General features: G+C 35.5%; 16 protein-coding genes and 1 tRNA gene. 6 read left to right on the forward strand and 11 right to left on the reverse strand.

Going from position 1 to position 22,110, the window contains the following annotated elements; genetic code table 11:
- Positions 1-55 precede the first annotated feature (55 nt).
- A complete protein-coding gene (gene coaD / locus WKH12_RS00740) occupies positions 56-562 on the reverse strand; it encodes a pantetheine-phosphate adenylyltransferase (protein WP_253309665.1) in 507 nt (168 codons plus the stop codon).
- Positions 563-643: 81 nt separating this feature from the next.
- Here coaD and WKH12_RS00745 point away from each other — a divergent pair.
- From WKH12_RS00745 to WKH12_RS00755, 3 genes are all read left to right on the forward strand, one after another.
- A tRNA-Phe gene (locus WKH12_RS00745) sits at positions 644-716 on the forward strand.
- A 90-nt stretch (positions 717-806) separates the two neighbouring features.
- The gene (locus tag WKH12_RS00750; RefSeq protein WP_434732396.1) at positions 807-1,808 is read left to right on the forward strand and encodes a gamma-glutamyl-gamma-aminobutyrate hydrolase family protein; all 1,002 of its coding nucleotides are present in this window, start codon (positions 807-809) and stop codon (positions 1,806-1,808) included.
- Positions 1,809-2,238: 430 nt separating this feature from the next.
- Positions 2,239-3,253, forward strand: a protein-coding gene (locus tag WKH12_RS00755) for an IS630 family transposase (protein WP_434732397.1) whose coding sequence is annotated in 2 segments (ribosomal slippage) — positions 2,239-2,703 and positions 2,705-3,253 — 1,014 coding nt in all. Because the reading frame shifts where the segments join, the coding sequence is not laid out codon by codon here.
- Positions 3,254-3,375: 122 nt separating this feature from the next.
- Here the strand turns inward: WKH12_RS00755 and tnpC (WKH12_RS00760) are convergent.
- The 5 genes from tnpC (WKH12_RS00760) to WKH12_RS00780 all read right to left on the reverse strand — a co-directional run bounded on the left by tnpC (WKH12_RS00760) (position 3,376) and on the right by WKH12_RS00780 (position 11,697).
- On the reverse strand, positions 3,376-4,731 hold the full coding sequence (gene tnpC / locus WKH12_RS00760; protein ID WP_434732082.1) for an IS66 family transposase: 1,356 nt from the start codon (positions 4,729-4,731) through the stop codon (positions 3,376-3,378).
- A gap of 295 nt (positions 4,732-5,026) precedes the next feature.
- The gene (gene pyrF, locus WKH12_RS00765) at positions 5,027-5,695 is read right to left on the reverse strand and encodes an orotidine-5'-phosphate decarboxylase (RefSeq protein ID WP_434732398.1); all 669 of its coding nucleotides are present in this window, start codon (positions 5,693-5,695) and stop codon (positions 5,027-5,029) included.
- Positions 5,696-5,731: 36 nt separating this feature from the next.
- Entirely contained in the window at positions 5,732-7,093 is a 1,362-nt protein-coding gene (locus WKH12_RS00770; RefSeq protein WP_434732399.1) for a coiled-coil domain-containing protein, read from the reverse strand.
- A 90-nt stretch (positions 7,094-7,183) separates the two neighbouring features.
- Entirely contained in the window at positions 7,184-8,983 is a 1,800-nt protein-coding gene (locus WKH12_RS00775) for a coiled-coil domain-containing protein (protein WP_434732400.1), read from the reverse strand.
- A 65-nt stretch (positions 8,984-9,048) separates the two neighbouring features.
- Positions 9,049-11,697, reverse strand: a complete 2,649-nt coding sequence (locus WKH12_RS00780; RefSeq protein WP_434732401.1) for a valine--tRNA ligase — start codon at positions 11,695-11,697, stop codon at positions 9,049-9,051.
- Positions 11,698-12,334: 637 nt separating this feature from the next.
- Between WKH12_RS00780 and WKH12_RS00785 the strand changes: the two genes are divergently transcribed.
- Entirely contained in the window at positions 12,335-13,591 is a 1,257-nt protein-coding gene (locus WKH12_RS00785) for a DNA topoisomerase 2-like domain-containing protein (RefSeq protein ID WP_434732402.1), read from the forward strand.
- A 100-nt stretch (positions 13,592-13,691) separates the two neighbouring features.
- On the opposite strand, the gene tnpC (WKH12_RS00790) is transcribed toward WKH12_RS00785, so the two are convergent.
- Positions 13,692-15,047, reverse strand: coding sequence for an IS66 family transposase (gene tnpC, locus WKH12_RS00790; RefSeq protein WP_434732087.1), 1,356 nt, complete (start codon positions 15,045-15,047; stop codon positions 13,692-13,694).
- A 444-nt stretch (positions 15,048-15,491) separates the two neighbouring features.
- Here tnpC (WKH12_RS00790) and WKH12_RS00795 point away from each other — a divergent pair, with 444 nt between their 5' ends.
- A complete protein-coding gene (locus WKH12_RS00795) occupies positions 15,492-16,766 on the forward strand; it encodes an MFS transporter (RefSeq protein ID WP_434732403.1) in 1,275 nt (424 codons plus the stop codon).
- A gap of 232 nt (positions 16,767-16,998) precedes the next feature.
- Positions 16,999-18,354 carry an IS66 family transposase gene (tnpC, locus tag WKH12_RS00800; RefSeq protein ID WP_434732010.1) on the forward strand — a complete coding sequence of 452 codons (1,356 nt, stop codon included), beginning with the start codon at positions 16,999-17,001 and terminating at the stop codon, positions 18,352-18,354.
- Between the two features lie 136 nt (positions 18,355-18,490).
- Here the strand turns inward: tnpC (WKH12_RS00800) and WKH12_RS00805 are convergent, their stop codons facing one another.
- The 4 genes from WKH12_RS00805 to WKH12_RS00820 all read right to left on the reverse strand — a co-directional run bounded on the left by WKH12_RS00805 (position 18,491) and on the right by WKH12_RS00820 (position 21,910).
- The gene (locus tag WKH12_RS00805) at positions 18,491-19,741 is read right to left on the reverse strand and encodes a citrate synthase (RefSeq protein ID WP_253309349.1); all 1,251 of its coding nucleotides are present in this window, start codon (positions 19,739-19,741) and stop codon (positions 18,491-18,493) included.
- 80 nt (positions 19,742-19,821) lie between these two features.
- Entirely contained in the window at positions 19,822-20,091 is a 270-nt protein-coding gene (gene rpsT / locus WKH12_RS00810) for a 30S ribosomal protein S20 (RefSeq protein ID WP_006279236.1), read from the reverse strand.
- 51 nt (positions 20,092-20,142) lie between these two features.
- Entirely contained in the window at positions 20,143-20,868 is a 726-nt protein-coding gene (locus WKH12_RS00815) for a lysophospholipid acyltransferase family protein (RefSeq protein WP_319604560.1), read from the reverse strand.
- A gap of 55 nt (positions 20,869-20,923) precedes the next feature.
- Positions 20,924-21,910 (reverse strand): tyrosine-type recombinase/integrase, encoded by a 987-nt coding sequence (locus WKH12_RS00820; protein WP_434732404.1) that lies wholly within the window; start codon positions 21,908-21,910, stop codon positions 20,924-20,926.
- Positions 21,911-22,110 lie beyond the last annotated feature (200 nt).

Genomic DNA, 22,110 nt, shown 5'->3' on the forward strand with positions numbered 1-22,110 from the left:
CTTATAACATTTTATATATTGAATATACCCATTCAGAAATAAAAAACAACAAGCACTATTCTCCATTTTTTATCCTATTCAGGTTAATCAATTCGTTTTGAACGCCTTTTGATACAAATTTGCTAACATCTTCTCCTAATCTTGCTATTTCCTTTACAAAACTTGATGAGATAAATTGAGTATCTTCAGAAGCAGGAAGAAATATGGTTTCGATTTCAGGAAGAAGTTTATAATTTACCCAACTCATTTGAAACTCGTAATCAAAATCCGATACTGCTCTTAATCCTCTAATAATAACAGAAGCATTCTGCTCTTTGGCAAACTTCACTAGCAACCCATTAAAAGATATAACATCTGCATCAATTCCTAGCCCTTTGATTTCACTTTCAGCCATGCTTGTGCGTAGCTTTGTGTCAAAGGCAACATGCTTATTAACGTTTTCTGCAACTCCTATTATTAATTTATCGACTAGTTTACACGCTCTTTTGATTATGTCAATATGCCCAAAAGTTATAGGGTCAAATGTGCCAGGGTAGATTCCTATTCTGTTATTAATGTTCATCCTTTATTTTTATATAAACTACTTTAAAAACTTTTGATAGACATAATAACATTTTTTATCTAAAAATGAAAGTATACAGTTGGCCTGATAGCTCAGTTGGTAGAGCAAAGGACTGAAAATCCTTGTGTCGCTGGTTCGATTCCTGCTCAGGCCACCTTCTCTTTCTTGGCAAATTTGCCTTTTTGTTATAAAACGTTCTATAATATGTTATGGTATTAATATAAGTGTTGAGAAGGTAAACTATATGTATAAATGTTATAGTAGAATATTTAACATCTTATTAATTATAGTTCTATTATTAAGCAATGTTACTTATGCTGATGTTAGCGAAAAACCAGCATCTCAACATGTAACCAGAAAAGAAGAACCAGCGTCAACTGCCTTGACGGCAGAAAATACAGTAAATAATGACATAGTTGTTGGTTTGTTGAAAACGGAAGAAGCACATGAGCTTGGGCTATCTCAAAATATCTACGAGATGTTTAATAACTTTGGGGTTAAGACTGTACTGATTGATTATAATAAGATAATTAGCCTTAAAAAAATTCAGACAGAGTCACTTAATCTTGCAAAACAAGATGAAACATTGGCAAAGAAGCTGACATTAGACCGAATAAAAATTGAAGTTGCAAAGTTTATTAAAGAGCACAAAATAAATAGAATATTTATTCCGGATAATTTACACTCAGCACCCACTCCTTGTCGCCAGCTTGTTACTGAAGCAATTGCAAAAATAGTGGATGATAACCCTGCAATTCATTTACTTGGCATATGTGAAGGCATAATGAATGCAAAGGGAATTGAAGTAGTGAGTGTTGTGAGTGATAAAGAGAAGCGAAGATCTCATTTAAAATCAGCATCTAATCCACATAAAGAGGATGCACCTCTCCAGCAGATAAAGATCGTTCCAAACAGTCGTTTAGCGGAATTAGTAGCTAAATTCTTAATACCTAATGAAAATGGCTGGTTTTCAACATATTTTCCAGATGCTCATTCAGGGGCAGTAAGTAATACACCAGAAAATAGAAGAAAATTGGAGTTACTTGGATATAAAGTTGCAGCATTTTCCAGTGATGGGGTAATAGAGGCTATTGAAGATAAGCACGGTAATATTTACTTTCAATGTCATCCAGAAGTCCTTGTTGTAAAATCAGATAAAAACCTCTATTTATCAAATCACAAGGAACGTCAAGTGTCTACACTAGTTGCTATAGCGATTATAAATGATTTTCTTTATCGTGCTTAATGGCTATAGCTTTAGGCTTACCGACGATTTGATAAACGACAAATTCGTCATCCCGCTGCTTGTTATAGCTAAAGTGGCTTAGGTTTACCTACAATTTGATAAACGACAAATTCGTCATCCCGCTGCTTGTTAGCGGGATCTAGAGATACTGCGCACAACTGTACGAACATTCATTTTGAAGGTAAATTGCACAGCAAATGGTGTCATTCCAGTCTGGAATCCAGAAATTTTGCTTATAACTGAGCTGATGAGCTAAAGGTAGTTGTCTTACGCTAAAACAAACGTTTTTAATTAAGTTGCATAGAAGCTGGATCCCAGTGTCTGGGCACTGCCTTCATAAAGGAACCAGTGTCATACCAATTCCTAAAAATAAATAGAGGAATAAAGAAAAATTTCTAAAATAGAATAATTTAAGAATTAGTGGGGAGTTATGGCAGGAAAAAGTAAAGCAATAGGAGAAGAATTATATAATAAGTGTAACCTGGAATTAAAGAAGCACGGCATAAGAGGAGAGATAGGAAGAAGATTACAGGCAATAATATCTCCAAAAGAATATGGAATAACAAAAGTTGCTCAAATATACCGAATTACTAGAACTACATTGATGAAGTGGATTACAAGATTTAAGGAAGGAGGAGTCAATGCGTTTAAAATACAACCAGGACGTGGAGTAAAGCCGAAGTTGAGCTACAAGCAGCAAGAAGAAATTAAAAATGTCATAGCAGAAGAAGGAGCCAACCTAACGGCTAAGAAATTAAAAATCATAATTGAGAAAATGTTTTCTATTGAGGTAAGTAAGTCTACAGCACATAGACTGATGCAAAAGTTAGGTTTTTCGTATATTACTCCAAGGCCTGTGCACAATAAACAGGATAAAAATAAACAAGAAGAGTTTAAAAAAAAATCTTAATGAAACTATTGTCACGTATCCCGAAAAAGAGCTATTTTTCTTCGATGAGTCGCGGTTTGGCACACATTCAAAGATTGGACACGGGTGGTTTAAAAAAGGCATTAGGACACAGGTTAAGGTAAAATTAGGTAGGCAAAACTTTTATCTCTATAGTGCAGTTAATCCTAGAAATCGAGAGAGTTCTAGCTTATTCGTACCAAACGTCAATACTGATTGTATGAATATATTCCTTGAGCAGATGTCACAATATTTAGGAACAAGGGAGGCATTTCTTGTTGTGGATTGTGCAGGATGGCATAGATCCAAAGGTTTAAAAATACCACAAAATATTACCTTAATCTATTTACCTCCATATTCACCAGAGTTAAATCCAGTAGAGCGTTTATGGCAATATTTGAAAGACAATCTCATTAAAAATAGAATATATGACTCTGTTAGTTTATTGGAGGATACTGTATGTGCATTCATTCGTAATATTACGGAAAGTTCGATCAAAACCATTTGTTCTGTGAGTTATTTGCCTACTTATTTATGAGATTTGGTATCAGTTATAAGCAAAATTTCTGGATTCCAGACTGGAATGACATCATCTGTTGTGCAATTTATCTTCAAAAATGAATAGTAACCGTTCACGGATTGTGAGAATGAATTAAAGAACTAAGCAGTGACAGCTACTAGATTCTGTAGCTTTTGAAAGGGGTTCTGGCCATTTAGACGTGATGTCAAAAATATCGACAACATTCTTTCCACGAATCTTTCTCCACGTTCTGACCAGGTGAAAAAGCTGTTTTTACGATAAATTACGTACCGTCTAATTTGCCGTTCTGCAAGGTTATTAGTTGTTTCTATCACTTCAGGTTTTCTTAAAAACTTCCACATCATATCCTCAGATCGTAACATCTTAGCGGCCATTCTTGAAGCTTGAGTGCTATTTGCAACCCTCGTCATTTTACGTAAAAAATGTTTTACCCTTTTCCGAATTTTTCCCACCAGTCGATAAAATCTCAAATTATCTATCAAATTTTGTTTTTTTGCCTTATCTACTACAAACACCTTATTGCTGAGCGATTTTAGTGCTTGGCCAATTTTGCTCACTTCAACATTTTTACTATGGGCAAATCTCTCAAAATCTCTTGCCAGATGTGCCCAACATATCTGTCTATTTTCACGATTGAAGTAATTGTATACAGCGTATCTATCGCTCACAACTATACCATCATATTCTGGCAGTAAACTCTTCAACACCTTCTTACCACGAGACTCGCTTACCTTCAGAAGTGTCAACGCTTTGTTTGTTATTACCCAACTCCAGCCTCTCTTTCCTTGATTTCTGTGCCCTGTTTCGTCTATATGCAAATACTCGCTTCCTTGCAACTCTTCCTTCATTTTCTCATATTCAGATGCACACTTCTTCGATACCCTGCGTTCAGTATTTGAGACTAAACCAAGGCTTATATTTAGATTAAAAATACTGCCCAAAATTTGCTGTACCTCTCTTTTTGAGTTAATAAAAAAGCCGCTAAGGCTGCTTATAACTGTTTTAGCATTGGGTCCTAGAAAATCTCTTGCAACACCTTCGGGTAAATTTGCTGTAATTCTTTTATTACATACTCTACAATCTCCTCTTTGCAACCTGTACTCAGTTACAATTGGCTTAATTTCTGGCAACTCTGCCTTCTGATGAATAATTTCATCTTCTAAAGTAATCTTACCTCCACACATACAAATTGTATCAATTGTGCATCTCACTACCTCGTCTGCAGCCATTAATTCACGCTTATGCACCTTATGTCCTGGCTGACCTCCTGGTTTTTTATCACTTTTCTTTTTTGCTTTCTTACGATATATATCTCGTGATGGTGGCAGCGATGAATTTTGCGAATTTAAGCCCAATTTGTCTTCTAATTCAACTATTTTTGCTTTCAAGCTATCATTTTCTCTGATCAGTGCTTTTATTTCTTCCTTGAGATTAGCGTTTTCTGCTACAACCTTTTCTTGCAGCACTGTTGTCATTTACCCATTCCATATTTAGCTTCCTATCTCTTTACACTTTTATACTTACTTTGTAAACCACCTTATCTCCGTGAACGGTTACAATGAATATTCGTACAGTTATGTGCCCAGACACTGGCATGACATCATTTGTTTATCTGTTGAAAATGTAAATCGGAAAATAGCGTGGCACTTTGTACCACGCTTAGTGATGTAAGCTTAATCCAGTAATTAAATTAAGCGAGGTAAAACAAAAGGTAACAACAATATATAATGTTCGTTTTTTTATGTCAAGCACTTTTTTTATCTGCTTCGATTAGATAAGGGATTTCAATATTAATTCTGCACTACTTGCAGTTTTTGTAATGGGTCTGCCAATGACGATATAATCAGCTCCTAAATTTATTGCTTCTCTTGGTGTTGCTGTTCTTTTTTGGTCGTCATGACTTGGATCTATACGAATTCCTGGAGTAATAATTTTAAAGTCTTCACCGCATTCTCGGCGCACTTCTTGAGCTTCTAGTGCAGAGCAGACTATTCCATGGAGTCCAATCTTTTTTGCAAGTTTTGCAAGCAAAATTACCTGTGATTTTGCCTCTCTTGCTACTCCAAGCTCGTTTAAATCCTCATTGCTCATACTAGTTAGCACTGTCACTCCAATCAGCTTTATTTTTGTGCCTTGCAATACACTTAGCGCTTCTTCAAGCATTTTTGTTCCGCCACTGATGTGCAGAGTTAACATTTCAACACTTAGAACTTTTATTACTTCAACTGTTTTAGCTACAGTGCTCGGAATATCATACAATTTCAGATCTAAAAAAATTGGTACATTGCATTTTGCAACTTCTTGCACTCCAGAGAGACCATGAGCAGCAAAAAATTCTAATCCCAGCTTTACCATGCCAACTTTATTACGTAAGGCATTAGCTAGAGAAATAGCCTTATTTAAGTCTTGTGTATCCAGTGCGCATATTATTGGGTTCATTATCTTGCATAATTTTTTTTATAATAAAGCTAATTATTATGTTTTGCAAATACCTTCACTCTGACTACGTTCATAAGATTCTGTCAATAGTGAATTTGGCAATTTGATCGGGGTGGATGAGCAACTGTTATATCCAGAATCTTCCAGTAAAAAATCAAACGTTTCCTCTGATGGTGATTCACATCTAGAATCTTCACCTGGCATAAATTGCATAATTTCCTTCAATATAAACTTTATTTTTTGAGTCTCCTGTAATATTATTTTTCTACTATGATCTCCGATCGCTTCATTAGCGTTTACCAATTTTTCTACTTCGTCTACCACAGGTTCTAACATTTCCAGTAAATAACCCTTTTTTTCTTCTGCATTTCTCAACAAACCTTCTTCAAGTTGTTCTATTTGAGCGTCTTGCTTCAAAAGTAAATTTTTTAAACCTTTCACTTCGTTATTACAATCTTTTCTTATCCCATCTAACTCAAAAGATTGATTTTTAATTAAATCATCTGCTTTATATAGCTCTTCAAATTTCCTTTTTAATTCTTGAGATAAGTTTTTATTTTTCTGATTAATTTCTTTAAATTTACATTGTAATTCATCTAATTCTACACAAAATTCTTCTTGTCTTTTATGTAATTCTTCTTTTTTTTCACATAATATATGTTTTTCCTTACACAATTTTTCTATTTCCTTATCTAATTTCTCTTTTTCTTTAGATAATTTTTCCATTTCCTTATGCAATTCTTCATTTTTTAATTCTGCATGTTTATTATTGTCTATTTTCCTTTTCAATTCCGTTATGCGTTTTTCTTTTTCAGCTAGATTACCTTCTTTTTCTTGTAAATGTTCACGTAAACGCGAGATTTTAAGATGCAATTCTTCTTCTCGTGCAACAAGCTCATCTTTTTCCTTCGTTATCTTTTTCAATTCGTCTGTTATTTCAAATATGTGATTCGCTTTGGCTTCTAATCTTTTCTCTAAAGATTTTTTTTCTTCAAGAAGAGATTCTCTCTCAACTTCTGACTCATTTACTTTCTGATCCAATTTTTTTGCTCTCTTGTCTAAATTTTGCTTTTCTCGAGTTAATTCACGTGATTGATTCTTTAATTTTTCCACTTCTTTGTTTGCAGCTTTTTCAGCTTCCTTTCCTAGAGTTATTTTATTTTCTAACTCTTGCTCTTTCTGAGCGAATTTACTTCTCTCAACCTCTATTTTTTTATTATTACTAATCATTTTATACGAAAGTGCAAGCACCAAAACAGATAATGCAGCTAAAGCAAGAATTAGAGGAAGAGGCACATTAGAAGTTACAGTAAGCGCTAAAGATGTAAGTAACGTAAGAGTAGCTAAGGAACTAGCTACAAAATAAAATGTGTTAGCTTTGTTAAACAAATTGCTCATTACTCCCCTCCCCTCATGAACAAAACTTCAGCAGTCTTGTATATATTTGTTAAGATTCTCTTATCTGTGGAGGTCCCTGCACTTACATCGTTAAGGTGTGATAGGAATTATTTGTTGCATCTCTAAAAGCGATAAATTAGGGCTGCCGGTACTTGTATTAGGATTTTCGTGATTTAGTTGCTCTGAATTTTCTTTATTCTCATCCTCATCTTCCTTTTTAGGAGATAGAGATTTTCTAGAATATCTTCTTGGTGTGGATGTGCGAGGAGAAAGTGGTTTCGGGAAAGTTAGTCCACTAGCAAGCTTATTTTCACCTGTTCCTTCAAATTCTGATGAATGTTCACTGCTTATATCTAGTTGATTATTTATACCTAACTTTTCATATATAGGTTGCATAAATTTATCAACTGCTTCTTGTTTATAGTCTATATCTTGCATGTATTGTTGTTCTTCTGAACCAGAAAGTCCTTGCTTTACTCTTTCTTTCACTACACTGAGTACAGTGATTTCTTTGTCCTTTAAACATTCTTCCGCTTGTTTTTTGAATTTATCCATATCTGTCTTGTGATTATTTTTCATTTTTTCTAATTCAAAACGAAAGTCTTCTCTTTCTTGTTCTAACTCTTGCTTCTTTTTAGCAAGTGTTTGCTGTGCACCATTCAGTTGCTCGTTCAACGACTTGATTTTCTTACCTAACTCTTCAATTTCGCCTTCTAAATCTTGCTTTTCCTGAGTTAACCCACTTAATTGATTGTTCAATCCCTTCACTTCTCTGCCTACATTTTCTTTAGCTTTTTTTTCTTGAGCTATTCCATCTGTTAACTTTTGTAGCTCACTCTCTAATTCCCCAATTCTACTATTTTCATCGCGTAACTCTTGGTGTTCACGGGAAAGAATTTCCTCCCTATGCTTTAACTGACCTTTTATTTTCGCTTTTAATTCTACAACTTCTTTTTCTAAACGTTGCTTTTCTTGCGTCAAGCTATGCAATTGGCCATTTAATTCACCAATGTTCTTTTCCCTCAATTGTGCTACTAGTTGTTCTTTCTCACCATTTAACTTCTTCACTTTACTCTCTAAATCCTTCTTTTCTCGAGTTAATTCATTTAATTGATCCTTTAACTCCTTCACTTGTTTATTTGCAGCTTCCAATTCTTGACCTTTCCGATTTGATTCTTGTCGTGCATCAGTTAGCTGTTTCTTTTCCTGAGCTAACTTCCTTTCTGATTGTTCTGCTTTCTCCGTTTCTGTTTTTAACTCTGCTTCCAATCGCTCTTTCTCATCATTTAACCTCTTTACTTGACTCTCTAAATCCTTCTTTTCTTGAGTGAATTCATTTAGTTGATTATTCAATTCCTCCACTTCTTTATTTACAGCTTCCAATTCTTGACCTTTCCGATTTGATTCTTGTCGTGCATCAGTTAGCTGTTTCTTTAACTGCTCTATTTCCTTATTTAACCCTTCAATCACTCTGTCTGCATCTTGCTTTTCTCGAGTTAATTCATTTAGTTGATTATTCAATTCCTCCACTTCTTTGCTTGCAGCTTCTTTAGCTTCTTTTTCTAGAGTTATTTTATTTTCTAACTCTTGTACCTTACTCTCAAATTGTTGTTTTACGCTTTCTAACTCTTGCTCTTTTTCAGCAAATTTATTTTTCTCAACCTCTATTTTCTTATTATTACTAATCATCTTGCATGAAAGTGCGAGTATCAAAGTAGATAGTATAGACAAACTCAAGGCAACAGGAAGATCTACATTAAAGACTGCAACTGAAGACAAGAACTCAACATAAGGGGCAACAGCAAGTGTCCAAGATGCAAGCAATACCAAAGTAGCAAAAGCACCAGCTATAAGATATGGTGCATTGGCTTTATTATATAAATCCCCCATTATTATTCCCTCACAACTAAAGTATTATAATAGCATAAATGTCAAGGGAAGCAAAGCTATAAAAATCAGTATAAGTCTATATTCACTATGTATTTCCCGTCTTCAGTTTCAAGCTCAGACTGCATCCACTCTATCATTTCCGCATTGCAAACTGCTTGTAGGTCATTCTGCGCGGATTGATTCAATTTGTCCTCTCGTAGATCTGCTTTTATCACTAATTTCTTTATCAAATGCTTAACTGATACATTATTATCTGCTTTTATCTTTCTGATAATGTTTAATATCTGCACGCAATTGTCTCCCATTTCCTCTGAATATTTATCGTAGATAAGCTCTTCTTTGCTCGGCCAATTACTTTGATTGTGTACAGAATTATAACTATACAACTGGTGGTATATCTCTTCTGTAATGTAAGGCAAAAAAGGTGCAAATAACCGCAAAATAACATTTAACACATACGCCAAGCTTTGTTTTGCACTTAAGGTTGCTTCACTGCTTCCGTACGCGCGTTTTTTTACTAATTCCAAGTAGTTATCACAAAAATCCTTCCAAAAAAATTCCTCTATTACGCCCAAAGCTTCGCAGTATTTAAACTGTAATAGGTTATTCGTTGCTCTTTCTATAACTTTGTATAACTTAGACAATATCCACTTATCTATTGTCTCGTGAGCAGAATTTATGCTCATTACTTGATGCTTTTCCATGAACATGGAAACAAACTTGCTAGCGTTCCAAAGTTTTGTAACTAGGCGCTTGCCAATTTTAAATATATTTTCAGAGTAGACTGTATCAACTCCAAGCCTTGAGTTCGCTGCCCAATAGCGTACTACATCAGCTCCATAAGTTTCAAGTATTACATGAGGAGTGATGATGTTACCTTTTGATTTACTCATCTTTTTCTTATCATCGGCTAAACACCAACCGCTGATCATAATGTTTTTCCAAGGTAAAGAATCTGCATGATAATGTGCTTTCAAAATCGTATAAAAAGCCCAAGTTCTTATTATCTCATGACTCTGGCTGCGCAGATCTGCAGGAAATATTGTATTATAGCGATGATTTGGTAAGCTAAACTCACTGTTTACTGCCAGTGCACTTAGTTGAGGAGTAATTGAACTTGTGGCCCAGGTATCCATTACATCTTGATCTGGGATAACCTCTTCTTTGCTATACCCTTTTGGCAAATCTTTGAGTGGATCTATAGGTAGGTCCTTTATCTCAGCTAGAATAATTTTACCTTCTTCTCCCTTACGTTTGGAATACCACGCTGGAAATGGCACACCAAAATAGCGCTGCCTTGAGATGCACCAGTCCCAATTTAGCCCTTCTATCCACACTTCCATACGTTTACGCATAGTAGCTGGATGCCAGTTGCATTCTTTTACTTTATCTAATACTTGAGCTTTTTGCTCTAAGGTCTTGATAAACCATTGATAAGTAGGCAATATCTCAAGTGGTGCACCAGACCTTTCTGCGCACTTAACAGAATGAGAAATGTTAGTGCTTTCTATTAGTAACTCCTTCTCAGTTAGGATTTCGATCATCTTCTTTCTTGCTGCTGTAACTTTCAATCCATTGATTTCATTGTAGATTCCAGCGTCACGCGCTGGAATGACGCCGGGGTGTGGTGGAATGACGTCTTCTTTTGTCATCTGAGTAGCCCTTTCTCCTGTCATCCGAGTAGCCCCTATGGTGTCATCCCAGTGCCCAGACACTGGGATCCATTCTTCTATTTCCTGGATTCCAGTGCCACCTATGGTGTCATCCCAGTGCCCAGACACTGGGATCCATGCTCTTTCCTTCTGACCATGTGGTGGATGCAGGTTCATCCTCCCATCCTGATCGATGATAATTTTCATCGGCAGATTATGCTTTTGCTGCCAATATATGTCGAGCTCATCACCGAATGTACAACACATAACAAGCCCAGTGCCTTTATCTACTTTAACCTTATCATCAGCTATTATTGGAACTTTTTCCTTTGTTATTGGCACCACGGCTGTTTTTCCGATCAGATGGGTATAGCGTGCATCCTCTGGGTGGCAAAAAACTGCAACGCATGCGGGAAGTAACTCAGGTCGCGTAGTTGCAATATTGATCTGCTCATTTTCGTGAGTAGAGAAAACTATCGTGTTTAAGGATGACTCAAAAACTTTATCTTCTATTTCTGCTTGCGCAATTGCGGTTTTATCAACCGGATCCCAAAGAATAGGTTGCATTTTTCTATATGCATACCCTTTATTATATAGATCGATAAACGACATTTGAGAAAGTGTCACAGTTTCCTTGCTGATCGTGTGATATTCCAAACTCCAGTCATAACTAATGCCGACCGATTTAAATAGTTCCTTAAATTCTTGCTTTGATTTTTCAATAACTTCATGGCACATCTCTATAAATTTTTCTCTGCCAACTTCTTTTGCACGGGTTTTATAGGTTTGTTCAACCAATCTTTCAGTGGGAAGCCCGTTATCATCAAACCCAATTGGATAAAACACATCTTTCCCCAGCATGCGTTGAAACCTTGCAATAAAGTCTGTGTGGCAATAGCTGAATATATGGCCAATATGGAGTTTTCCCGATATTGTTGGTGGAGGTGTGTCTATAGTGAAAGTGTTATCCTTTTCACCATTCCATTTATAAACTTTACTACCTTCCCATAATATGTTGCATTTGTCTTCAACTTCTTTAAAGCCGTATTTTTCTTTTAACATAAATATTTCTCAATTTTAAACCTTAAGCTAGCAACGTCATACCGCGATTCATTCGCGGTATCTAAGCCGCTAACACGTAGCGGAATACTCAACCGTCATACCGCCACGAACCGTCATACCGCGATTCATTCGCGGTATCTCTAGATCCCGCTAACAAGCAGCGGGATGACGAGGTTATCGTCATACCACCACGAACCGTCATACCGCGATTCATTCGCGGTATCTCAGCCGCTAACACGTAGCAGGATACTTAACCGTCATACCGCCGCGGTATCTCTTAGCATAGATCCCGCTAACAAGTAGCGGGATGACGAGGTTATCGTCATACCACCACGAACCGTCATACCGCGATTCATTCGCAGTATCTCAGCCGCTAACACGTAGCAGGATACTTAACCGTCATACCGCCACGAACCGTCATACCGCGATTCATTCGCGGTATCTCTTAGCATAGATCCCGCTAACAAGCAGCGGGATGACGATTGTCGGTAAACCTAAATTACTTTAGCTATAGCACAATTAAGTAAATACGGCTACGCCAAAATTTTACGAGCATAACACACTATGGAAAATATTACTTGACGTTAAGTTTTAAAGGCATCATACTACCTAAATATTATTTATATTAAGGCTTAATATGTTGGATTATGATAGTTTAAGAAATATCGCTAATGTCTTAGATAATGGTACTAATATAAACAAAGAAACAAGAAAACAAATAAAGATTCTTCTAAAAGATATATTAGAAGTAAAAGAGGAAGAAAAAATAGGAGACAAAGTAGTTGAAATAAGAAACAAAGTGAAAGATACTCTAGAAACTGAGTGCATAGATGAAATAAAAGTTACTCTAAAAAATGAAATACAAGAAAAAAAAAATAAACTTGAGCAGATAAAGAAGGAAAAAACAGACTTACAAACTCAATTGGCTAAAGCTGAGGAGGAAAAAAATAAAGCATTAGAAGCTGAAAAGCAGACAGCTAACCAAGCATTGGAAACTAAAACACAAGAATTAGAAACTAAAAACACTGAAGTTGCAAAGTTACAGACAGAATTGGAAGCTAAAGAGAAAGAAATAGCACAACTAAAACAACAACAGGCTGAAATTGAGAAGTTAAAGACTGAAGTTAAGAAGTTAGAGGAGGAAAAACAAACACTAGATGCTGCAAATCAGAAAGCTGAGCAGGAAAAAACAGAATTACAAGCTCAATTGGAGGCAGCTAACACGGAAAAAACAGGCTTACAACAGCAACTAGCAAGTTCAACAGATGAACAGAAAGTTAGCGAAGCAATTGATGGTTTATTTGCTGAAGAGTTAAACAGAGAAATAAAAGGTCTAATTGGATCTACAGATCAAGATTCAAAAGACAAAGTTAAGGGCTTATATGATGGAAAATTAAAGAGCACAATAGAAGATATAATAGGCAGTAATTTATCAAAAATGAAAGATGAAGAGAAGGAGAAATTGCATGAAGAGTTACAAATCAAAATAGAATCTATAATAGGGACTGATCAAAGTAAAAATGCAGATGAAATTGTGGAGTCGATTAAGAAAGAGTTAAAGAACAGTATAATAAATGCAAGTAAGTTCAGTAATGATCGAGTTCAGCAATTAGAGAAGAAAAATAAAGAATTAGAAGCTAAAAACAAAACAACTGAGCAACCAAAACAAAGCAATGCAGCACGGTACACTGCTGGTGTTGGTATGGGTCTTGCTGCTGGACTGATAGCATTTACTGCACTTGAACGTACAGTTAGGTTAGAGATGTTAGTAATGATTGGTATAGCAGTAGCATCTGCACTCGTAGCTGGTAGTATTACATATGTAGCATTACCTAGTACTCAAGTAGATGGAGCGAAAGAACAAGAAGTAAATGAGAATGGGAAAAAGAAGTAACAAAGGCACTGGGCTGAAACCGTCATAAAGGAACCAGCGTCAGCTACTTGGATGACAAGAAGAGGTAACCGTTCACGGATTGTGAGAATGAATTAAAGAACTAAGCAGTGACAGCTACTAGATTCTGTAGCTTTTGAAAGGGGTTCTGGCCATTTAGACGTGATGTCAAAAATATCGACAACATTCTTTCCACGAATCTTTCTCCACGTTCTGACCAGGTGAAAAAGCTGTTTTTACGATAAATTACGTACCGTCTAATTTGCCGTTCTGCAAGGTTATTAGTTGTTTCTATCACTTCAGGTTTTCTTAAAAACTTCCACATCATATCCTCAGATCGTAACATCTTAGCGGCCATTCTTGAAGCTTGAGTACTATTTGCAACCCTCGTCATTTTACGTAAAAAATGTTTTACCCTTTTCCGAATTTTTCCCACCAGTCGATAAAATCTCAAATTATCTATCAAATTTTGTTTTTTTGCCTTATCTACTACAAACACCTTATTGCTGAGCGATTTTAGTGCTTGGCCAATTTTGCTCACTTCAACATTTTTACTATGGGCAAATCTCTCAAAATCTCTTGCCAGATGTGCCCAACATATCTGTCTATTTTCACGATTGAAGTAATTGTATACAGCGTATCTATCGCTCACAAATATACCATCATATTCTGGCAGTAAACTCTTCAACACCTTCTTACCACGAGACTCGCTTACCTTCAGAAGTGTCAACGCTTTGTTTGTTATTACCCAACTCCAGCCTCTCTTTCCTTGATTTCTGTGCCCTGTTTCGTCTATATGCAAATACTCGCTTCCTTGCAACTCTTCCTTCATTTTCTCATATTCAGATGCACACTTCTTCGATACCCTGCGTTCAGTATTTGAGACTAAACCAAGGCTTATATTTAGATTAAAAATACTGCCCAAAATTTGCTGTACCTCTCTTTTTGAGTTAATAAAAAAGCCGCTAAGGCTGCTTATAACTGTTTTAGCATTGGGTCCTAGAAAATCTCTTGCAACACCTTCGGGTAAATTTGCTGTAATTCTTTTATTACATACTCTACAATGTCCTCTTTGCAACCTGTACTCAGTTACAATTGGCTTAATTTCTGGCAACTCTGCCTTCTGATGAATAATTTCATCTTCTAAAGTAATCTTACCTCCACACATACAAATTGTATCAATTGTGCATCTCACTACCTCGTCTGCAGCCATTAATTCACGCTTATGCACCTTATGTCCTGGCTGACCTCCTGGTTTTTTATCACTTTTCTTTTTTGCTTTCTTACGATATATATCTCGTGATGGTGGCAGCGATGAATTTTGCGAATTTAAGCCCAATTTGTCTTCTAATTCAACTATTTTTGCTTTCAAGCTATCATTTTCTCTGATCAGTGCTTTTATTTCTTCCTTGAGATTAGCGTTTTCTGCTACAACCTTTTCTTGCAGCACTGTTGTCATTTACCCATTCCATATTTAGCTTCCTATCTCTTTACACTTTTATACTTACTTTGTAAACCACCTTATCTCCGTGAACGGTTACAAGAAGAGGGCGCTGGGATGACATCATTATAGAGTGAACCAGTGTCACACTACTAGGATGATATCCTGACAATCGTCATCCCGCTACTTGTTAGCAGGATGACGCCTCACCATGTCATTTGAGTAGCGGACACTGGAATGGCTTTGTTGCATCGCTAGCTATGATGGATTAAAGATAAAAAAGATGGAGAATATCAGTAGCTTATTATTCTGGTGTTTATAACAAGAACGGTCAGTGAATACCTAAATTTTAACAATCTCAATTATCACATACCATAACAAAAAAGTCAACCCACACCTTAGGTTGCAAAATCCCAAAAAGCAGCCAGAATAGAATAAGCAAATATTTACGAATTAAATTTAGTGGATAATCACCAAATAAGGGTATTGATATCAACCATACTCTGCAGAATCGCAATATGGTATGACTACATGCTCTTCACTGATTTGATTAACATAATTAGCAGAGAGTTTTGTTTTGCAAAAGATGTCTACAGTAACATACTGCAATTATTTGGAATTGTAGGGCTAGGTGCAATTGTAAGGCCACTTGGTGCATTCATATTTGGTCACGTTGGTGACAGGTATGGAAGGAGGATAGCATTAATAATTACTATCTTGCTAATATCGATACCATCAAGTCTTATTGCATTTATTCCAAGTCACAATCAAGTAGGTATAATTTCTACTATATTGCTTCTTGCAATCCATGTGACACAAGGAATTGCACTTGGTGGTGAACAAGGAAGTTCTGTTTATCTTATAGAACATTTATCCAGTAGGAAAGAGAACTTAGGGATGTATTTTGGAATAATGGGCTTTGGCCGCTCCATTGGTGTCTTGCTTTCTGCGGTGATAGTAATTATCTGCAAAAAAACTACTGATTTTTGTACCTGGGGTTGGAGATTGCCATTTATTTTCTCAGCTATTTTAGGATTAATTAGCGCGTATAGCATATACACATTGGGAGAAACTCCAGCATATGAAAAAAATCGAAAACAAAGAAATTTACCTGATTTGCCAATAATAGAGCTTATAAAGCGCCACAAGAGAGCTCTTATACTTGCTATTTTAATATCTGTACCTGTTAATGTTGCTGTCGGATTTACCATATTTCTTCGAACACTCGCAAAGGAAATAGCATCAGTGGATGTGTATGTAACGACATATATCAACGAAATTGTGCTCATTATAACCAGTGTATTAATGCCGATATCTTCAATAGCGTTTGGAATGTTGGCTGATAAAGTTGGAAAAGAGCGCACTGCAATCTTATTTATAGCAATTACAATGGCACTATGTTGTCCTGCGTTATCTATTGCATATTACTACAAAAATTACCTTATAATTATGCTTAGTGTAATGGCTCTTTCTATAATAGAAAGAGGTATAGTTCCCATAGGAATAGTTGCATCTGAACTCTTTCCCACCAATGTTAGATTTAGTGGTGTGAGCTTATCACGCAACATCTCTTATGCGTTACATGGAGGATTTACTCCTATGGTTTGTATTTGGTTGACTGTAACATTTCCTCAAACAAACCTTGCTGCTGTGCTTTATATAGTCTTCTGCTTGTTGATCAGTGTGGTAGCAATATTGCAAATAAAACCGCAAGATAAAAAATGTGATTGGTCTTAGTTTTCTCTTATGTGATTTGATAGTGATCTCCACCGGAAAAGGGTTTCATCTAAGTAGCTAACACCCTGACAACCGTCATCCCGCTGCTTGTTAGCGGGATCTAGAGATACCGTGACGGTATGACGTAGGACTGCTGTCATTCCAGTCTGGGTAACCGTTCACGGAGATAAGGTGGTTTACAAAGTAAGTATAAAAGTGTAAAGAGATAGGAAGCTAAATATGGAATGGGTAAATGACAACAGTGCTGCAAGAAAAGGTTGTAGCAGAAAACGCTAATCTCAAGGAAGAAATAAAAGCACTGATCAGAGAAAATGATAGCTTGAAAGCAAAAATAGTTGAATTAGAAGACAAATTGGGCTTAAATTCGCAAAATTCATCGCTGCCACCATCACGAGATATATATCGTAAGAAAGCAAAAAAGAAAAGTGATAAAAAACCAGGAGGTCAGCCAGGACATAAGGTGCATAAGCGTGAATTAATGGCTGCAGACGAGGTAGTGAGATGCACAATTGATACAATTTGTATGTGTGGAGGTAAGATTACTTTAGAAGATGAAATTATTCATCAGAAGGCAGAGTTGCCAGAAATTAAGCCAATTGTAACTGAGTACAGGTTGCAAAGAGGACATTGTAGAGTATGTAATAAAAGAATTACAGCAAATTTACCCGAAGGTGTTGCAAGAGATTTTCTAGGACCCAATGCTAAAACAGTTATAAGCAGCCTTAGCGGCTTTTTTATTAACTCAAAAAGAGAGGTACAGCAAATTTTGGGCAGTATTTTTAATCTAAATATAAGCCTTGGTTTAGTCTCAAATACTGAACGCAGGGTATCGAAGAAGTGTGCATCTGAATATGAGAAAATGAAGGAAGAGTTGCAAGGAAGCGAGTATTTGCATATAGACGAAACAGGGCACAGAAATCAAGGAAAGAGAGGCTGGAGTTGGGTAATAACAAACAAAGCGTTGACACTTCTGAAGGTAAGCGAGTCTCGTGGTAAGAAGGTGTTGAAGAGTTTACTGCCAGAATATGATGGTATATTTGTGAGCGATAGATACGCTGTATACAATTACTTCAATCGTGAAAATAGACAGATATGTTGGGCACATCTGGCAAGAGATTTTGAGAGATTTGCCCATAGTAAAAATGTTGAAGTGAGCAAAATTGGCCAAGCACTAAAATCGCTCAGCAATAAGGTGTTTGTAGTAGATAAGGCAAAAAAACAAAATTTGATAGATAATTTGAGATTTTATCGACTGGTGCGAAAAATTCGGAAAAGGGTAAAACATTTTTTACGTAAAATGACGAGGGTTGCAAATAGCACTCAAGCTTCAAGAATGGCCGCTAAGATGTTACGATCTGAGGATATGATGTGGAAGTTTTTAAGAAAACCTGAAGTGATAGAAACAACTAATAACCTTGCAGAACGGCAAATTAGACGGTACGTAATTTATCGTAAAAACAGCTTTTTCACCTGGTCAGAACGTGGAGAAAGATTCGTGGAAAGAATGTTGTCGATATTTTTGACATCACGTCTAAATGGCCAGAACCCCTTTCAAAAGCTACAGAATCTAGTAGCTGTCACTGCTTAGTTCTTTAATTCATTCTCACAATCCGTGAACGGTTACTCTAGAGATACCGTGAATAAATCACGGTATGACGTGTTAGCTATACCTTTTTTCTACTTAGCTTGGGTTATACAAGAAGTCTAATGAAGTGAAAATAAATTTATTTACCAAAATAGAGTTGCCTTGGTCTACAGATCTTAGTTTCTTTATCATTTATCATTTCATACCACTGAGTAACCCAACCAGTGGTTCTTGCAAGTGCAAAAATAGGCGTGAACATATTTGAGGGAATATCGATAGCATTCATTATTATACCTGAGTAAAAATCAACATTTGGATATAACTTACGCACGATAAAATATTCATCCTTTAAAGCTATTTCTTCAAGTTTTTTTGCAATTTTGAGCAATTCATTATTTTGTTCTAGTTTACTTAGAACCTCATGACAAGCGTCTTTCAATATCCGCGCGCGCGGATCATAATTTTTATAAACACGATGTCCAAATCCCATCAATTTAAATGGATCTTTATCATCTTTAGCTTTTTCGATGAATTTATCTATATCTTCACTTTGCTCTATCTCTTTTAGCATATTTATAACTGCTTCATTAGCTCCACCATGTGCTGGTCCCCAAAGTGTAGCAACTCCTGCAGAGAGGCTTGCAAACAGATTAGAGCCAGCCGATCCCACCAATCTGACAGCCGCCGTAGAAGCATTCTGTTCATGATCAGCATGGAGAGTAAATATTTTATCCAGAGCTTTTGCAAAAAGGGCGCTTTTATCATTATCAACAGCATCGCCAAATATCATCTTTAAGAAATTTTCACTGTAACTTAATTCATTGTTAGCATTTATGAATTCCTGATTGTTGATATGCCTATAAATCATTGCAACAATTGCAGGAACTTGTGCTATTGCAGAAATTCCAAAATCTAAATCTTCACCATTGACATTGTTGCCATGTGTTTCATGGTAAGATGCTGACAAATTTGCAAAACATGCAACTAAAATCGACATAGGGTGAGCAGTTTTTGGAAATGCTTTGATTACATTTGTAACTTGCTCTGATACTTTGGATGATTCTTGTATTTTGAGAAGAAATTTTTTGTGTTGCTCTGAACTGGGTAGTTCACCATAGAGTAATAAATAAATCACAGCAGTAAAACTATTATTCTCTGCCAAATCAGCTATATCATGTCCCCTATATTTAAGAACTCCTTCATCTCCATCAATAAATGTAATCGAAGAAGAACATGAAGCTGTGGAAACAAACCCCGGATCATAAGTGAATAATCCTGTCGTCTTATATAAATCCTTGATATTTAACACGTCAGGACCTATTGTTCCACTTAATATGGGTAGCTCAATTTTTAATCCATTACTTAGTTCTAATAGCACTTTTTTATCCATCACTTAAGCTACTTAAATTTTATACAGAATATACAAACTGAAGAGTATATATTAATACAGTTAACTTTACATTAACCGTATTAAGCGGTCATCAATGCTTTTACTTTTGCATTTAAGCGACTTATTTTACGCGCAGCAGTATTCCTATGAATAACACCTTTATTCACACACTTGTGTAAATTAGATTCAGCATTCCGAAATGCCAGAACAACATTTTCTTTGTCGCCAGACTTGATTATATCAACCAATTTTCTAATAGCGGTGCGAGTTTTACTTTTCCGCATCTTATTTATTAAAGTGCGCTTTGCTATTACCTTTATCATTTTTTTAGCACTCTTATGATTTGCCATATATTAATACCTAAAATACTGTACTTTTTTTTTAATTATAAAGTTTTTTTGTTAATTTGCAATATCAGTTTTTTCTATGGTTAATCTACTGCTTCTCTCTTCAATAATTTTTTCTAAACTTTGCAAGAATTCATTTTTGTTTAACCCAGGATATATTGGGGGCAATATTTCTATTACTGCCTTTCCGGGATTCTTTCTCAGAGAAAGTATGCTTTTTGGCCAAAACAAACCAGTGTTTAAAGCAACCGGTAACACAGGAACAGATAATACGCTATATAAAGCAGCAATACCTGGTTGATATTTTATATTTTGGTTTATAGTCGTTCTTGTACCTTCAGGAAATATTATTATGCTTCTATTTTCTTTTATACGCATTTTTGCTAGTTTAATTATATGGCGTATAGAACTGATACCATCTGAACGGTTAATAAAAATCATTTTCAGCGCTATAAGATGTAAACCAATGAATGGAATCCATTTCAATTCACGTTTTAAAATAAAAACCGCTTTTCTAAATAGTAGTATAAAAATAAATGTTTCAAATGGAGATTGGTGTTTAGATGCAATGATAAAAGGTTGCTTAGGAATGTTTTCCATTCCCCTCACTTCATATTTAATGCCACATAATAAACGCAGCATGAATAATACAACTCTCACCGAACAGACGAGGAAAATGGTTATTACATACTCAGGAAAGAAAATTACAGGGAGAGCAATTAAAGTATAGAATACTTCCCATAATATAAGGAAGAAATTAAACAATAAACTTGAAATCACAAACTCACATAAACTTATTTGAATTTAACTTTACTACAAATTAAAAGCAATAAGTTTAATTATTGATCATCTGAGTAATAGGATGCGAATCAGCTAATTTGTCCTTTAACTTTTCGTTAGCAATATGAGTATATATTTGTGTTGTAGAAAGGTTAATATGGCCAAGAACTTTCTGTATTAACACAATATTTGCTCCGCTATCCAGTAGATGGGTAGCAAAAGAATGCCTAATCACGTGTGGAGAGATCTTATTTTCATCAATATTGCATTTTCTTGCTAACTCCTTCATTAATTGACCGACCCTCTGCCTTGTAATTGGTTTATTAGGTTTATCACCTGGGAATAGCCAATCGGATTCCTTTTCGTTAGGGATCAGATTGTCACGAACTGATAAATAATTTCTAAGGCTCTGCAATGCTTGTTCATTAAAAATGATTTGCCTCTCTCTACCACTTTTTCCTTTTATTATTATATAGCATTCTTTGTTATTACTGTTTATTAAATGTGACACTTCACATAACTTCATATCAATTAGTTCAGAAACACGCATTCCAGAAGAGTAAAGGATATCTAAAATCGCACATAGCCTTTTACTGCTTATCTCTTTATTCGATTCGCTTGCTGATTTTCTCACTGCGTCCATTAGCAAAAATATTTCTTCGACACTTAAATACTTAGGCAAAGGACGAGAAACTTTTGGATTCTTTAATTCAGCATCATTAGCCGGTGCTGGATTAAAATCTATTATTCCGTCATTAAATAGACACTTATAGAAATTTTTCATAGCGGATATTTTTCTTGATATAGAGCTACTTTTATATTTTTTTTGTGTACATAGATATTTCACATAATCTTTAATATTGGTTTTGTTTACGCCAACCAAGGTAGTGCCGCTTTCTAATAAAAGTTCTTCAAACTGGTGTAAATCCGAACGATAACTTTCCAGAGTATTTTGTGTAGCGGACCTCTCTGAAGCCAAAGCATCTATGTAATATGTTATGTAAAGATTTTCTTTTTTATTTTGCGACTGTTTATTTTTCATTATCAGCTCCTATATTTATTTCTTTGGCTATAATTTGATTGGAAGTGTTTCCTATGTGTCTTATGAGAAAATATGAGACAAATAAGGCATTTATCAATAGAGTGAACATCACAAACCTTTGCTTTAACCTTTTTTTTAAATTTAATCTTACTCTTATCATAGTTAAATTATAACGTCAAATCTATAAAAAACACCTTATA

The organism is Wolbachia endosymbiont of Zygogramma bicolorata, assembly GCF_051130665.1.
GTDB lineage: Bacteria > Pseudomonadota > Alphaproteobacteria > Rickettsiales > Anaplasmataceae > Wolbachia.

What these genes read in the sequence shown, in the direction of transcription:
- coaD (WP_253309665.1), bottom strand. Translation starts at nt 562, where the DNA reads ATGAACATTAATAACAGAATAGGAATCTACCCTGGCACATTTGACCCT.
- WKH12_RS00750 (WP_434732396.1), top strand. Translation starts at nt 807, where the DNA reads ATGTATAAATGTTATAGTAGAATATTTAACATCTTATTAATTATAGTT.
- tnpC (WP_434732082.1), bottom strand. Translation starts at nt 4,731, where the DNA reads ATGACAACAGTGCTGCAAGAAAAGGTTGTAGCAGAAAACGCTAATCTC.
- pyrF (WP_434732398.1), bottom strand. Translation starts at nt 5,695, where the DNA reads ATGAACCCAATAATATGCGCACTGGATACACAAGACTTAAATAAGGCT.
- WKH12_RS00770 (WP_434732399.1), bottom strand. Translation starts at nt 7,093, where the DNA reads ATGAGCAATTTGTTTAACAAAGCTAACACATTTTATTTTGTAGCTAGT.
- WKH12_RS00775 (WP_434732400.1), bottom strand. Translation starts at nt 8,983, where the DNA reads ATGGGGGATTTATATAATAAAGCCAATGCACCATATCTTATAGCTGGT.
- WKH12_RS00780 (WP_434732401.1), bottom strand. Translation starts at nt 11,697, where the DNA reads ATGTTAAAAGAAAAATACGGCTTTAAAGAAGTTGAAGACAAATGCAAC.
- WKH12_RS00785 (WP_434732402.1), top strand. Translation starts at nt 12,335, where the DNA reads ATGTTGGATTATGATAGTTTAAGAAATATCGCTAATGTCTTAGATAAT.
- tnpC (WP_434732087.1), bottom strand. Translation starts at nt 15,047, where the DNA reads ATGACAACAGTGCTGCAAGAAAAGGTTGTAGCAGAAAACGCTAATCTC.
- tnpC (WP_434732010.1), top strand. Translation starts at nt 16,999, where the DNA reads ATGACAACAGTGCTGCAAGAAAAGGTTGTAGCAGAAAACGCTAATCTC.
- WKH12_RS00805 (WP_253309349.1), bottom strand. Translation starts at nt 19,741, where the DNA reads ATGGATAAAAAAGTGCTATTAGAACTAAGTAATGGATTAAAAATTGAG.
- rpsT (WP_006279236.1), bottom strand. Translation starts at nt 20,091, where the DNA reads ATGGCAAATCATAAGAGTGCTAAAAAAATGATAAAGGTAATAGCAAAG.
- WKH12_RS00820 (WP_434732404.1), bottom strand. Translation starts at nt 21,910, where the DNA reads ATGAAAAATAAACAGTCGCAAAATAAAAAAGAAAATCTTTACATAACA.